The sequence below is a fragment of the Paenibacillus sp. P4_E11 genome (assembly GCF_056401635.1).
Map to the genome: position 1 here is coordinate 86,789 of NZ_JBFUIX010000011.1, position 15,132 is coordinate 101,920.

Consider the following 15,132-nt stretch of genomic DNA (forward strand, 5'->3'; position numbering starts at 1 on the left):
CATCAGCAGGATTAGCCCTTACGTAAGCCGGCGGCTGGCACTGAAGTTGTCATTCTAGCCACGTAGTCCATCGGGAAGACGCGCTCTCTCTTGCGAATCTGCTTGCCGTCGATCAGATCGATCAACGTAGAGGTCGCTTGTCGACCGATGCCGATCAAGTCGGCATGAACGGTCGATAAGGCAGGGATGAAAAATTCGGCAAACGGCACATCGCCGAATCCGACTACAGACAAATCGCGAGGAACGTTCAAGCCGTTCTCTGCCGCGGCTTTGACTACGCCCATAGCGATGTAATCCGCCGCGCAGACGAGCCCGGTTACATCGCGATTGGCACCGAGTGGCTTCGACATGACGGCTGCCGCCTTGACTGCGTCGAATTCGCTAACCTCGTAGATGCGATCCGGCTTCAGTGGCAAACCGAGCTCCCGCAAGGCCCGAGCGTACCCATCCAGGCATTTCCGGCTCTTCATCGAGCTGGAGGGGCCGTTCACGAGACCGATCTCGCGATGGCCCAGATCGTACAGCGATTTGACCGCAAGATGGATGCCTCCCTCGTCATCCGGTCGTACACAGGGGAATGGAGATTCATCCACGTAGCTGCCGATGACGACGAGCGGAAGTGTCGTTTGCTTGAGCCAGTCCAGACTGAGCTCCCCGGTTCGTGGCGCGAACAGAATGACCCCGTCCACGGCTTGTGTTTCAAGCAATCGTTTCTGCTGCTGGGACGTAAACGAGATCAGCGTGTTGTAATGCAATTGATCCAGCACTTTGGCAATGCCTTCAAGCACACGTGAGAAGAAGGGGTTGCCTAATATAAACGAGCTGCCCCGTGAAAAAACGATGGCGATGTTTCCGGTTTGTCGTTTGACCAGACCGCGAGCGCCCAGATTCGGCTTATAGCCCATTTCCTCCATGACCGCACGGATCCGTTTCGTTGTTTCTTCCCCGACCCCGGGGCTTCCGGTCAGCACCCTGGAGACGGATGCCGTGGACACTCCGGCCGCTTTGGCGACATCTTTAATATTGACGGACAACAGAACAACCTCCAGCTATGCATTCCCTTGGCAAATCAGTTTATTTGGTTATTGTAATCCGCTCCGGTCCCATAATCAACAAACAGGCGTAAACGTTATTGCCACGTGCGATGCACCGGTACGGGTGGAGCAGCCGGCTTCCGATCATGGCTTCGGGTAGCTGATGTTGAGCATAGCTTCCACATCAAGCGGGTCGACATGGAATTTCTGTCGGATCTTCGCGAGACTGATGCGGTCCGCCTCCAGCTCTCCCTGCAAGGGGAGAGCGATCCGCCGACCCTCTTGGAGCGCGGATTCCCTCGTCCCAATGTCCATCATGAGAGACATCAGCGCATCCTGCTCGTCGAATTCGCTATCTCCCAAGCCGTTCACGGCCAAGGAGAAATTGACGATGTGACCCATAATGCTGCAGCCATACTCATCTAGGAAATGATCCGAGCGTTCTATCGGTCGAAACGGGTTCACGTATTCGATTATGCCCTGAGCGGTCTCGGCGTAGCTGCGCGTCCAGATCCGATCGTTGAACTCGTTGATGACGGGCGATATGTGATCCGCATATCCGGTCAGACGGAAGGGCTCCTTGCGCCCGATGGCCTCATCGGACAAGTATCGCAGCTCGCTTACGCTCGACCAAGAGGAGCCGTTCTTCCGAACCTGCTGTCCGTCTACGAAATGGGTTGTTTCCGCAATGGTCGACAAGTCGCCGCGGTGTACGAGCGTTCCGCGTTCACCCTGCCACTCCGTGTATCCGGGACGCGGCTGCCGGCCCAGAAAGCCTTTGGCATTGGCAGCCGAATCGATAACGAGCAGTCCGTCGGGAAAGGCAAAATAGTTGGCATGAAAATTTTCTTGATTATGATAGCGCTCCGGCGATGACTGGAAGGGAACGGTATTCATCGCATGGCGAATCGACTGTGCCCAGATCGGATGCTGGCCGGCGAAGACGATCCAGCGGGAATTGTTATGATAGCCTGTATGGTCGTTATAGGAATAAATTCGCCCAATCCGCCCCAGATAGCCGCTTCGTTTGACGGTTTGCGCCATCCGATCGATAGGGAAGCCGTAGAAGTTCTCTGCGACGCGGATGACAACATTGTGCTTCTTGGCCGTGTCAATCATATCGCGTGCCTGCACGACCGTACTGCACCATGAAGTTTCCGCCATGTTATGGATGCCGTGAGCGGACAAATAAACCGAGATGGAGTGGTGCGATTCGACCGGCGTAATAATCAGGGCGGCTTCGGCGATCTGATCCCGAACCAATTCATGGATGTCATAGTAAGCCTTAACATTAAGACTGTGCGCCAAAGCATCCGCATTGGCTTTGACAGGATCACACACGGCTACGACTTCAACCCAAGGGGTTAATGATTGGAACAGCGGGCGGTAGATCGTCCGTGAACGTTGGCCTGCGCCGATAATCGCCAATTGAATCGGTTTGTGGGGCGTCAGTAGGTTGCCATGACCGGCATGTGCGGCATGGATGGGACGGGAATCCGGCATAGACTTGCCTCCTTCTGGCTGAATATCCGACAGTAAACGTTTGCGTTAACGCCATTATATAACGGGTGTTCCAGCAGCGACAAGTCCGACTTTCTGCAGGCCCGCGCGGATCTCATCCTTTTCTTGTTGACTGAAGGGAAGTACTGGCGGTCTCGTCAAGGCGCTGCTGATCAACCCCCGCTGGAACATCGCTTCCTTCATCCGGGCGTGAGCGGTAGAAGATGGTTCGCCCATCTTGTAGACGGCTTGCTTCAGCTCATAGATACGGTCATAAACGTCGCTGGCGTGAGCGAGATTCTTGGCTTCTACGGCTTTCACTAACTCGACAATCAGATCGGGGACGAAGCTCGCAAAGCCAACAAGGGCCCCGTCAATCCCTTGCACAAGCGTAGGGAGCAAATATTCATCATGGCAAGTAAGAATGGAGACGTCCGGTGCTCCTTGCTTCAAAGAGCGAACATCGACTTCATACTGGGCCATATCGCGCGTGCCGATTTTGACCGAGACAACATTTGGAATCTGCGTCATCCGCAGAAGCTGGTCGGTCGTATAGGACGTTTTGGTCCATTTCGGATATTGGTGAACGACGATGGAGATCGATACCGCAGCAGCGACATCTTTGAAAAATTGTACGGTCGATTCTGGCTGCATGCCGAATCGCAGCCAAGAGTGCGGCGGCATCAGAAGAATGCCCGCTCCGCCAGCCTGCTCAATGGCTTGGGCATGCTGTACCGCTTCAATCGTGCCTTCAGCCGACAATCCGGAGATGACCGGGATGCGGCCCTGCAGTTCATCGGCAGYAATTCTTACCGCCTCAGCCCGTTCCTCCGGCAGCAGCGACATAATCTCGCCGGTGTGGCCATTGACGACAATCCCGTTGATCCCCTTATGGGAAGCAACCCAGCGAACCAGCTCGCGGAATCCTTGTTCGTCGATCGAGTAGTCGTCCTTAAAAGGCAGCAATACGGCTGGGAATACGCCGCTCCATTTTTGTTTGTTTTTCATCGAAATTCCTCCTGTTAGAATGTTTAGTAAACGTTTACGTAAATGAAATACATCATGCCTAACCTGCGTCCACAGAAGCTTAAGGAACGTCGACCTCATACAGCTGACTGAAGCCGGTTCGGTCTGAACTATAGATGATTTTCTTGCTGTCGGGGCTGAAACTCGGATGTGGATGTGTGTGCTGCGGCGCGTAGACGGGAATCGGACCGTTATCGTAAGGGAATGGTCCGTCCCAATGCTCCCCGATACTGGATGCTTCTGGGTAGCAGAGCGTACTCGCTGCTCCGACGCCGTCCTTGGGGTTGAACAGCTGCAGGCCGATGTCGGGAAAATTCGTATCAGCCACCATTAGACTGCCGTCGTAATTACACATCGCATGCCAGGCAGGCAGAGAGGTCACGGAGCGGACTGCTCCGGTATCGGCATGAACGCAGCGGATACCGTGCGGCCAGTCCACGAAAGCCAATTCCCGAGTGCCGGGAATCCAGCTCTCATGGGTTATCCACTCTTTGTTCGCTGCGTTGCGCTGATACAGCCTGCGGTTATGGCGCCCATCCCTCGCGATTGCCCATACCCGGTCTGTCAGAGGGCCTGCATAAAACAACAACCCGCTGTCATCCGGACAAAACTGCAAATGCGAAATTTCGTCCCGGCATAGAATGGTGTCCATCTGCTTCGTGGCTGTATCGAGTACCGACAAGCGAGCAAGACCTCCCTGGTTGTAGCGGAAAGCCCACCATCGGTCGTTCCGGCTCAATGCGGTTGTCCCCATGGCTGCGGCGACCATCCCTTCCGACTTCATCGTCACCTCATTCAAGTCGAACAGCCGCTCCTCCTCAAGCGTCTGCATGTGCAGCCGCCACCCTTCGGAGCCTGCGGTAAAATACACATGCTGCCCATCGTGCGAAGGGTGGACCGACCAGGGAGACAAGTCATGACGATCGGTCAATTGGAGAAGCTCTCCACTGTGCCTGATCTCGGCAAACAGCTGCGGCGTTCCTGTCCGGTGAGAAATAAAGAACAAGTACCGCATCGCATCATCGTAGGCAGGGATCATGAAAAACGGCTGGTGATGGATCGATGGATGGGCTGTAATCTGCCTAATCTTCGCCCCGGTTCTACTGTCGCGCTTCTCGATGCATTCGGGCGGGAATATCGTTCCCTTGGTCAATGAAACTCCTCTCCTTATGGTCAACTTCACTTCCTGCAACGTAAACGATTACGTTCGATAGAATCGTACTCTTGACAGGTTGTACTTGTCAAGCGTCAGGTTGAAGCCAGCCGGGACTTTCTTTTCCAATCGGACGGACTGACGCCGAACCGCTGTTTGAACATACGGCTGAAATAATGGATGCTCGGGAACCCGGAAGCTTCGGCAATATCCTGCACGGACATATCGGTGAGCTGCAAGTAACAGGTGGCCGAGTGCATACGCAATTCGAGCAAATATTGAATCGGGGTAACGCCAATCCGTTCTTTGAACAGCCGGATAATGTAAGACGGGGTCAGCCCCGAACGTTCGGCCAGCAGTGCGAGTGTAATATCGGTCTGATAGAAGCCTTCCATGTAGCGGATCAGGTCATAGATGGGGTCGTGCTGCGTCGGTTTATGCGCCGCTGCGCCGCTGCCGACCGGGGATGAAGAGGCGGCAGACGAATGTTCGGCTTTGGTGCAATGCTCAATCAGGAGCAGAACCTTCTGAATGTCGCAGGTCAACAAGCGATCGAATATAGGAGGCCGTTTCTGCACAAGCGCCGTTCGAATCATAGCCGACATAGTCTTCAAAGTATCGTCTATAAGCGGCCACTGGGCGAAATCCCGGGAGCTGCCGCTCTGCAGTCGGTTCCACTGCGTGATCGTTTCCAGGTCGGGGACAAAATCGTTCTCCTCGACTTCCCACTCCACGAACCAAAAGTGAAGCTGGCTGGACAGGCGGGTGAACAGATGGGGGGAGTTCGGAGTAAGCACGAACAGTGCAGGGGATTGCACTCGGTATGTATGCCCGATCCATTGGACGAGCACTTCGCCGGAATCGATGTAAAATATTTCATAATAGGGGTGAATACCGCCCCCGATTCCGGCGCCGGTGTAATTGAAGTAGGGACGATCGCCGACTCGGATGCCGGCACTCGGGTAGTTTTTGGATATATACTCGGCTGTCACGAACTCATCGTACTCTCGGATATGCATCTCGTGAACCCACCTTTTGTCGAAAAACGCGATGTCGGTCTTTCCTTCACTTTACCCCATGCACGGTTTGTTTGTAAATGGAAGCGCTGACGGCCCGGATGGGAAAGTTCATTATTGTGTAAATAGGTTGCGGGAAATCGTTGATTTGCCATCTAAAAAATCATGAAAGAGTATGACTTACGATAAATACAAGCGCAAGGCTCCCGTTCTATAATAAGGCTGTGATCAGGCATGCATGGAATGCCGCAAGCTTAGTACTGGCGGGTACATCCGGATGAACCGTACATGTGCAGCTTGATGGTCACCTTAAGAAGAAAGCGATTACAGGCAGTCAGAGGAGTTGACGAGGGTTTGAAAGCTTTGCAAATTACAGCGCCAGGCGAATACCGCATCATAGAAACGAATATCCCGAAACCACGTGATTACGAAGTATTGGTCGAGATCGAGATTGTCGCCACATGTCCACGCTGGGATCTTAATATGATGGCCGGCCGGGATATGTTCGACGCAGCCTTAGCTCCGCAATATCCGCTGCCTCCTGGGTTTCCAGGACATGAAGCAGTAGGATTCGTTCGCGAGGTGGGCAGTAAGGTGAAGAAGCATCGGGTGGGTGACCGTGTAGCCGCACTTGAGCATTTGCCCGGAAACGGCGCTTATGCGCAGTACATGGTGTATGAGGAAAAAGATTTGCTAGCGATCCCCGATTCCGTTACGTTTAAGCAAGCAGTTTCATTTGAATTGTTAAAATGCGTATTGATGGGTCTAACGCAATTCGACGATCTGCGCGGACGTACGGTGGTTGTTTCCGGGCTTGGACCGGCCGGTATTCTGGCTATGCAATTGGCCAGCATCTGGGGAGCGTCCCGAGTGGTCGGCCTGGATCTGAACGAGGATCGACTTGCCTACGTTCGTTCACTCGGGTTCGGGGAAACTTGCAGTCCCCATGAGCTCGGGCAGACCCGCTTCGACTTCGGTTATGATTGCGTTGGCTTCGCGGCTTCCGTGCAGCACTTGCTCGATCATGTGGATCGGCATGTGGTCATCTTCGGCGTACAGAAGGGAGAGGTCGCCTTCGGGGACAGCAAGTGGGGGACCGGAATTAAGCTGGAGACGTACAACGGACGCCCCGTTACTTCACGCGATTGCGAGCTGCTGCTCGACGCCGTCACGAACAAGGGGCTCAACATGGAATGCATCCAAACGCATCATGTCCGATTTACGGAATACGAGGAAGCCGTTCGGCTGCTGCGCGATCAGTCGGCGATCAAAGTTCATTTCTACCCAGGCCGTGATTTCGAATAAGACGACGGAGGATGCGATCATGAGAGGGAAGGCAGTCGTTTTTCCAGATAAAGGCCAGGTAGTTTTTGACGAGGTGAATATCCCGGAACCGGGAAGCGAAGATGTAGTAATCGACGTGGAATATTCGTGGATCAGTACGGGCACGGAATCATCCTTCTTCCGAGGGGAGCGATTGACCGGGGAACAATTGTACCGCACGGGAGATCCGTGGCCGTTCCCTATCGCAGCCGGGTATCAGAAGGTAGGCACAGTTCGCTCCGTAGGGGCTGCCGTTACAGGGTTTAGGCCCGGCGATCGTGTCTTCGCCACCGTCAGCCATGTGAAGGAGATGCATTTTCCGTTCGCCGGGCACATTACGCCGGCAGTGACAGATGTCCGGGAAGTGTGGAAGCTGCCCGAGGCAGCCGATCCGCTCGATTATGCCGGGGCCGTCTTGACGCAGGTTGGCTACAATTGCGGCATCCGGCCGGCGATTCGCGAAGGGGATTGGGCCGTGGTCATCGGCGACGGTCTGGTCGGGCAGTGGGCCGCGCAGACGCTGCAACACCGTGGAGCCCGCGTGACGGTACTCGGCCGTCACGAGGAGCGCCTGCGGCTGCTGCCGCCGGCGGCGCGCGGTGTGCTCGTGCCGGCGACGCTTCAGCAAGGCGGCGGCCTGCAGGAGGCGTACCGCAGTGCACTGGCCTTCTGCGCCGGCGAAGTGGCGGCGCTCGTCGATACGGTCGGCGACATGCAGGCATGCCGGGCGATACAGCCGCTGCTGCGTCGAGACAGCCATTGGGTGTCAGCCGGATTTCTCGGCGACACGGGAGCGGTCGATATCCAATCATTACGGGATCAGGAGATCACGCTGCACAGCCCGTCTGGCTGGACCCGAGAACGAATGGACCGTACGATGGAAGGCATTGCGGCCGGGTGGCTGCGAACCGCCCCGCTTCTTACGCACCGCTACCCCATTCAGCGGGTGCAGGAAGCGTGGCAGCTCATTGCGGAAAAGCGCGAACCGTTTCTCGGCATTTTGTTGGATTGGACGAAGGGGGACTAGGCGGATGCAGCAGCAGAGATATGCGATCATTCGGCCGGGCTTATTCAGCCCTGAGAACGGGGCGGACAAGCGGCGGCCGGAATTCGACGCTCATAATGAAGTGCTAGTCTACCATAACGTGCCGGTCGATTTTGTATTTCTGGGCGACTCGATTACCCATTACTGGGACGTACAGACGTATTTTGGAGGCAAGGGGAACACGATTGTCAACCGGGGGATCGGGGCGGAGATTACTTCGATTGCGCTGCGACGCTTTGCAGCTGATGTCATTCAATTGAAGCCGAAGCATGTGATCATCAAGCTGGGCATCAACAATATGTTTCCACTGGATGCATGGAATGAAGAAGAACGAAGAGAATTGGACGACATCCACCGGGACATACTTGCCGATCTGACTGAGATGGTCCGTGTCGCGAAGGCAAATGGGATTAATCCCATAGTAGGCTCGATTCTGCCCGTCTATCTGGACACGTTGGCCAGTACGCCGCTTAAAAATGGCTTTATAGTCCACATTAATCAGGCGATCCGTGCGATGACCGAGGAGATGCAAGCGACCTACGTGGACTACCACCGGCATCTCGTCCAGCAAGACGGGCACACATTGAGACCCGAGCTCGCTTATGACGGCATTCATCCGAATGTATACGGTTACAACATCATGGCGAATACGCTGCGGGACGAACTCGGCAAGCAAGGCATCACCATTTAGAAGCACACATAGATAAGGGAGGGCAACACAATGAGGGGTTACAAACGTACAAAAGCGATGATCTTGGTCTTTCTTGCAGCTCTGCTTGTATTGACGGCATGCAGCAGTTCGGGGACAGGTTCCGCCGTGAGCACCCAAGAAACGTCTAAGCCAGCCGATAGCGCTAAGCCAACGGCCAAGCCGGCTCCGGCCAAGTTCCAGTATTACACGTGGCAACACGAGATTGTCAACAATGCACTATGGTTTAAACCGCTGCAAGAGGCGGCGAACGTGGAGATTGAGCTGATCGATGGCGGAGATCGGGATTCCGTTTATTTCAAGAATAACGAGCTGAAGATCGCTTCCAATGATATACCCGATTCGCTCGCGGTGAAGATGAGTCAGGCTGATCTGTACGGTCCGCAGGGGGCGTTTCTCGACTGGACGCCATTGATCGATAAGCACGCGCCGAACATTAAGAAGTACATGGCGGACAATCCGACTTTCAAGCAACTGGCGACCTCAAGCGACGGTAAGATCTATGCACTTCCGTTCGAGCAGCCGCAGCTGCCTTGGCTCATCTGGATGTACCGCGAAGACCTGCTGGCCAAATATAATCTGAAGGCGCCGACCAATGCCGATGAATTGTTGAAGGTGCTGAGGGAGCTGCGCAAAGCGATACCGGACAAAGACTTTTATCCGATCAGCGCGTCCGACATGTTCTTGTTCTGGATTGGCGTGCAGAACTTGTTCGGCGCAGCCGCTGCCGCACCTACACCGAATGGTAAACTGACAGGGATCTACAACCCGCTTGGCGGCGGAACGGACCTCTATTCGCCCGGTTACAAGAAGATGATCGAATTCGTCAAGACGCTGTACGATGAGCGGTTAATCGATCCCGAAGCGGTCACCGGCGCCCAGAATGAGAACGCCTGGACAGCGAAGATCGTCAACGGCAAGGCGGCCATGACGATCCACAGCGCCAGCCGGCCAGCCAGCTTCACAAACGCTGGAGTGAAGGTCGATCCCAACTACAAGATGGTCCCAATGGCGCCGATGACCGGTGTCGATGGCAAGGCGTTCTACTACGCCGCAGCGAAGTACACGCTTGATTGGTCCGTCGCGATCAGCGCCAAGTCCAAGAAAGCGGAAGACATTGTGAAGTACTACGATTTCCTATACAGCGAGAAGGGCCGCAACTTCCATTCGTGGGGCGTGGAAGGCCAGTCGTATCAGACCACGAATGGCAAGAAGTCTTATCTGATCGAATACGAGAAGGAACTGGAGAAGAAACAAGGGGAGGCGCGCTGGTCGATCGGCCAGACCAACTTCACGTTCGCCGCTCCTCCGGACAATGAAGCGGCATCCCAGTGGCTCAGCAAGACGCAAAAAGACTGGGTGCCTAACTTCCAGAAATATCTCGTGTTCCTGCCGCAATTCAAAGTGGCGGGCGACGATCTGAAGAAGATCAACGACATCAATGCCAAGCTCACGCCACTGATGAATGGTTGGATCGTCGAGCTCATTACCGGCAAGCAGTCCTTTGCCGATTGGGATAAATTCCTCACGGAGCTGGAGAAAACCGGCTACAAGCAAATTACCGAAATCAACCAGAAGGCTTGGGACACCGCGCAAGGCAAAAAGTAAGAGGTGCAAAGCGCTTAGGGACAATCTACGGCATGGGCGGAGCTGCAGCTCCGTCCCTTGCATTCGGCGGAAATGGGGTGTGGCACAATGGTGAAAAAACGGCCAGGCGGCAAAACGACGATTCAGCGGCTGTGGTCGATTCGGTTGCTCTATACTATGTTTTTACCGGGACTGCTTTATTTTATTGTGTTCAAGTATGTTCCGATGTTCGGGGTCGCCATTGCCTTTCAGGAGTACAGCCCGTTCAAGGGAATGCTCCACAGCGATTGGGTGGGGCTGAAGCACTTCAAGGACCTGTTTGGCGATCCGTATTTCTACAAGCTACTGAAGAACACGTTCCTGCTGGCCATCTATACACTGTTGTTCGGGTTTCCAGTGCCGATCCTATTCGCACTGCTATTGAACGAGCTGCGGATGATGCTCATGAAACGGTTCATTCAGACGGTGACTTTTTTCCCCTACTTTATATCGTCGGCGGTTGCGGTCGGGATCTTGTATACGTTCCTATCGCCTCAGTCCGGATTCGTCAATATTATTCTGGAGAAGGCGTTCGGCATCAATCCGATCTCCTTCATGTCGGAACCGGGGTATTTCCGCAGCTTGTATGTAGGGCTTGAGATATGGCGCAGCTTCGGGTATGGAGCGATTATTTATTTGGCGGCTATCGCGGGCATTGACCCGCATTTGTATGAAGCGGCGGATGTCGATGGGGCGAGCCGATTCGGTAAAATGCTGCACGTGACACTTCCCGGGATTCGTCATACTATGATTATCCTGCTTATTCTGGGGTTAGGCAGTGCGCTTACGGTCAGCCTGGACACGATTCTGCTCATGTACAATCCGAGCGTCTACAGCAAGGCGGATGTGCTGCAGACTTATGTGTTCCGCCGCGGCTTCGGGATCGATACGGTGCCGAATTACAGCTTCGCCAGTGCGGCTGGGCTGTTCCAGTCGTTTGTCGCTCTTATACTGATCGGGTCGGCCAACGCCGCAGCCAAGCGGTTCTCGGAAACACGGCTGTTCTAGAGGGAGGAGGACGAAACCATGCGCAAAAATTTGACCAGCTTCGATGTCGTCAATCTCACCCTTCTGCTGCTTATTACGCTGGTGTGCTTGTATCCGTTCGTTAACATATTGGCCATCTCGCTTAGCTCCGGGCAATCCGTTATGGCAGGCGAAGTATTCGTCTACCCGATCGGGTTCACCTTGGAGGCCTATAAGTACATTCTTACGACCCCTAACCTTGGGGTGCTTCGGGGGCTGTGGAATTCAAGTCTCTATACCGTGCTTGGGACGATATTCGCCGTGGCCATGACGTTCATAACCGCCTACTGCTTGTCGCGGAAGCGGTTCATTGGGCGGCATGGGTTTATGCTGCTGATTTTCTTCACGATGATCTTCGACGGGGGGCTGATTCCGAATTATTTGCTCATTAAGACGCTMGGCATGGTCGATTCGATCTGGGTGATGATTATTCCCGGCGCGATCAGCGTCTGGCTGCTTATTATCGCACGTTCCTTTCTGGATACACAGCCGGTAGAGCTGGAGGAAGCGGCTTTTATCGATGGGGCGAACGATTGGCAGACGATGTACCGGATTTTCTTGCCGCTCTCGCTGCCGATACTGGCTACGATCTCGGTTTTCTATGCGGTCGGCATCTGGAATGCGTATCTCGGTCCATTGATTTATTTGCAAGATAAGCACCTGCACCCGATTCAAGTTATTCTTTATCAGCTAGTGCTGGATTCGAAATCCGGGAATGGGGGCGGATTGTCGCTAGTCGAGTCGGAGGACGGCATCTTGTTCCCGCGTAATTTGCAGGCGGCGGTTATTTTCTGCGGCATGTTCCCGATTCTGCTTGTGTATCCGTTCGCGCAACGTTACTTTACCAAAGGCCTGCTGGTCGGTTCTATCAAAGGGTAGAGTGTCGACCGACCGGGCCTGGAGGAGGGACCTAAACCGTCGATCAGAACGTGCTCGTTTGCTGTACCGCCACGGATACTGTATCCGGCGTCGTTTACAGTACATGCTGCAGAAGAAATCATGTCGGGTGACAAGAACCTTGTGACATTCCCGACGGAGGTTTCGGTCTGGCGGAAAATTTATTGTATAATGGTCAGGATGGACAACAGGAAAAGAGGGAACGAATGCCTACTATACTGGTTGCTGACGACGATGCGAACATTCGTGAACTTGTCTGTTTATTTCTCCGCAACGACGGATTCGAAACAGCCGAAGCCGCGGACGGTAAGGAAGCACTGACCGTATATGCCTCGACGCATGTCGATCTTGTCGTGCTCGATATTATGATGCCGATTATGGATGGTTGGACGTTATGTAAGGAGCTCCGAAGAGCCAATCCTGATCTTCCGTTACTTATGCTGACTGCGAGAGGCGAAACATGGGAGAAGGTGAAAGGTTTCGAACTTGGGACGGACGATTATTTGACGAAACCATTCGATCCGTTGGAGTTGACGGTTCGTGTTAGGGCATTACTGAAACGATACCGGATTGGCTCCACGCAGTTGATCCAGTTCGGCAACGTCATCCTTGATCGGCAGACATATAAGGTGATGAGAGGGACGGAGTCACTTACGTTGCCGCTCAAGGAGTTTGAATTGCTTTATAAGCTCGCTGGTACACCCGGACAAGTCTATACGCGCGAGCAGTTGATCGATCAAATTTGGGGGATCGATTACGCTGGGGATGATCGAACGATAGACGTGCATATTAAACGTTTGCGCGAACGGTTCGCGACTACACCCGATTTTCGTATCGAAACGGTACGTGGGCTGGGCTACCGGCTTGAGGTGTATGAATGATCAAATCCTTATATACACGCGTAGTCCTGACATTTCTAGTCTCCGTGATCGGGGGTACGATCATTGCTTTTTTGTGGCAACTTGGGTATTTAAAGATAAATTGAACGAAAACTTGCAAATCAACTTACTTCATTATGGCCAGGATATCGCCCGGATTTATGAGACATTTCCGTTACGTGAAGCGGACACGTACGTAAGCGGAATGAAGCAGCTCAATAATCATATTCGAATTTACGAAGAAACGGGTCAGTATCAGTCTTACGGAACGCTTAACGGACACAATCTTGCCACTGTGACTATGGAACAAGTAAAGAAAGTACTAGATGGTGAAGTTGTTCAAGTCAAAGGCATGGATACTACCCTCTTAGGGTTGCCGTTGAAAACTGAAATGGGAACGAAAGCAATGTTTGTGGAGCCGATCGCCCCCCCTTCCGCCTCTTTTCTCATAAAGTGGATTTTGAACTTATTGACTTATTCGTTGATAGCAGGAAGCCTATTGATTCTGGTTGCTGCTATGTTCCTAGTCAGACCGATCAAAAAGCTGACAAAAGCGACTAGGCAGATAGCAGCTGGAGATTTCAACGTCAAGCTGAATATTAAACAAAAGGGTGAGTTAGGTACTTTGGCTCGYAGCTTCGAAGAAATGATGCAMGATCTGAATCGAAGAAACAGTCGTGCTCTTACCTGGTTATGGAACAGCAGCACCAGCACTTGATTTTAAGCCGCTAGTAGACGAGCTATCCCCATTTTACAAAGTAGTCGTGATTGAGCCTTTCGGTTATGGATTAAGTGATGTAACCAAAAAGGAACGGAACACAGAAAATATTGTAAGTGAAATTCATGAAGCTTTACAGAGTCTTAATATTGACCGATATATACTAATGGGTCACTCCATTGCAGGCATTTACGGACTAGATTATGTGCACAAATATGAAAACGAAGTAAGTGCATTTGTCGGGATCGATAGCAGTGTTCCAACACAAGGCGGTATGGATGTTGAATTTCCAATAGGAACGTTTAAACTACTCAAAAAATCGGGTTTCTCCAGATTGCTCATGAAACTAGGTGCTGATCCATATGCTGCACTGCCGTTTGATGATAAAACGAAAGAACAAATGAGATTGCTTGCTCTCAAAAACATGTATAACCACAGCACCTTGAATGAAATGGAAAATATTTATCCTAATTTCAATGCAGCTCAAAATTTAAAATTCCCCAAAAATCTTCCCCTTATTTTGTTTGTACAAGCAAATAATATGGACAGGAAAGATTGGGTATCACTGCATGATGAGCAAGCTAAAGAGTCTGTGCATGGAAAAGTGATGACATTTGAAGGGGGACATTATTTACACCATACCCGTTCAAAAGAAATCGTTGAAAGCTTTAGGGTGTTTATGGAAAAAATTAAATAATATGTACATTATGAAACCTTGTGAGTGATGATTCCCTCAAAGGTTTTTTTGTACACCCAGTTAAAAAATCCAAAGAAGCAACAACTGAGTGAGCGTGTAAAATGGACGCTTAATGGGGGGTTCTTTTCATTCCTTGGGCATTGTACTGGCTATTTTTAGTTGTATCGATACGTTTTACATATTCTTAACATGTTACGTAAGCTTATCTATCTTGACACTCCAAAGCTCCGACTGTATAGTTAAAGCCAACAACGTTCGTCCGACAAATTCATATCATTTATTATTTTGAGTGATGTATCTGAGAGAAAGCTCAAAGACAATGTACAGGCAATCCTGTAATTGTTTTTGAGCTTTCTCTCTTTTTGTTTTCTGAGCGAAATCGAGGCAAGAAATGCTTCCGATCCGGAAAATGGAGACGTCGAACGAACGGTTAACGAACAAAATTGGAGGTGACCGTCAACCTGCCGATCAAGCGGGATAGAAG

General features: G+C 52.4%; 13 protein-coding genes and 2 pseudogenes. 9 read left to right on the forward strand and 6 right to left on the reverse strand.

Going from position 1 to position 15,132, the window contains the following annotated elements:
* Positions 1-11 precede the first annotated feature (11 nt).
* The 5 genes from AC1DWB_RS07295 to AC1DWB_RS07315 form a co-directional block, all read right to left on the reverse strand.
* Positions 12-1,034: a LacI family DNA-binding transcriptional regulator gene (locus AC1DWB_RS07295; protein ID WP_477540376.1), complete on the reverse strand. Its 1,023-nt coding sequence runs from the start codon at positions 1,032-1,034 to the stop codon at positions 12-14.
* A 144-nt stretch (positions 1,035-1,178) separates the two neighbouring features.
* Positions 1,179-2,537 (reverse strand): Gfo/Idh/MocA family protein, encoded by a 1,359-nt coding sequence (locus AC1DWB_RS07300; protein ID WP_477540377.1) that lies wholly within the window; start codon positions 2,535-2,537, stop codon positions 1,179-1,181.
* A 54-nt stretch (positions 2,538-2,591) separates the two neighbouring features.
* Positions 2,592-3,542 (reverse strand): dihydrodipicolinate synthase family protein, encoded by a 951-nt coding sequence (locus tag AC1DWB_RS07305; RefSeq protein WP_477540378.1) that lies wholly within the window; start codon positions 3,540-3,542, stop codon positions 2,592-2,594.
* A gap of 79 nt (positions 3,543-3,621) precedes the next feature.
* Positions 3,622-4,713, reverse strand: coding sequence for an oligogalacturonate lyase family protein (locus tag AC1DWB_RS07310; protein WP_477540379.1), 1,092 nt, complete (start codon positions 4,711-4,713; stop codon positions 3,622-3,624).
* Positions 4,714-4,808: 95 nt separating this feature from the next.
* On the reverse strand, positions 4,809-5,732 hold the full coding sequence (locus tag AC1DWB_RS07315; protein WP_477540380.1) for a helix-turn-helix domain-containing protein: 924 nt from the start codon (positions 5,730-5,732) through the stop codon (positions 4,809-4,811).
* 351 nt (positions 5,733-6,083) lie between these two features.
* Between AC1DWB_RS07315 and AC1DWB_RS07320 the strand changes: the two genes are divergently transcribed.
* The 9 genes and pseudogenes from AC1DWB_RS07320 to AC1DWB_RS07360 all read left to right on the forward strand — a co-directional run.
* Complete coding sequence (locus AC1DWB_RS07320) at positions 6,084-7,034, forward strand: zinc-dependent alcohol dehydrogenase (RefSeq protein WP_477540381.1); 951 nt, start codon at positions 6,084-6,086, stop codon at positions 7,032-7,034.
* A gap of 19 nt (positions 7,035-7,053) precedes the next feature.
* The gene (locus AC1DWB_RS07325) at positions 7,054-8,079 is read left to right on the forward strand and encodes an alcohol dehydrogenase catalytic domain-containing protein (protein ID WP_477540382.1); all 1,026 of its coding nucleotides are present in this window, start codon (positions 7,054-7,056) and stop codon (positions 8,077-8,079) included.
* 4 nt (positions 8,080-8,083) lie between these two features.
* Positions 8,084-8,788 (forward strand): GDSL-type esterase/lipase family protein, encoded by a 705-nt coding sequence (locus tag AC1DWB_RS07330; RefSeq protein WP_477540383.1) that lies wholly within the window; start codon positions 8,084-8,086, stop codon positions 8,786-8,788.
* 30 nt (positions 8,789-8,818) lie between these two features.
* Positions 8,819-10,414, forward strand: coding sequence for a type 2 periplasmic-binding domain-containing protein (locus AC1DWB_RS07335; RefSeq protein ID WP_477540384.1), 1,596 nt, complete (start codon positions 8,819-8,821; stop codon positions 10,412-10,414).
* Between the two features lie 87 nt (positions 10,415-10,501).
* Positions 10,502-11,440 carry an ABC transporter permease gene (locus tag AC1DWB_RS07340; RefSeq protein WP_477540385.1) on the forward strand — a complete coding sequence of 313 codons (939 nt, stop codon included), beginning with the start codon at positions 10,502-10,504 and terminating at the stop codon, positions 11,438-11,440.
* Positions 11,441-11,458: 18 nt separating this feature from the next.
* Positions 11,459-12,337, forward strand: a complete 879-nt coding sequence (locus AC1DWB_RS07345) for a carbohydrate ABC transporter permease (RefSeq protein ID WP_477540386.1) — start codon at positions 11,459-11,461, stop codon at positions 12,335-12,337.
* Positions 12,338-12,561: 224 nt separating this feature from the next.
* Positions 12,562-13,236 (forward strand): response regulator transcription factor, encoded by a 675-nt coding sequence (locus AC1DWB_RS07350; RefSeq protein WP_477540387.1) that lies wholly within the window; start codon positions 12,562-12,564, stop codon positions 13,234-13,236.
* A pseudogene (locus AC1DWB_RS07355) lies at positions 13,233-13,939 on the forward strand (HAMP domain-containing protein); the annotation flags it as partial. The gene AC1DWB_RS07350 and the pseudogene AC1DWB_RS07355, both read left to right, overlap by 4 nt.
* Positions 13,899-14,648: pseudogene (locus tag AC1DWB_RS07360) on the forward strand (alpha/beta hydrolase); the annotation flags it as partial. The pseudogenes AC1DWB_RS07355 and AC1DWB_RS07360, both read left to right, overlap by 41 nt.
* A gap of 239 nt (positions 14,649-14,887) precedes the next feature.
* Here the strand turns inward: AC1DWB_RS07360 and AC1DWB_RS07365 are convergent.
* The coding region (locus tag AC1DWB_RS07365; RefSeq protein WP_477540388.1) for a hypothetical protein at positions 14,888-15,132 on the reverse strand (245 nt) is incomplete at its 5' end.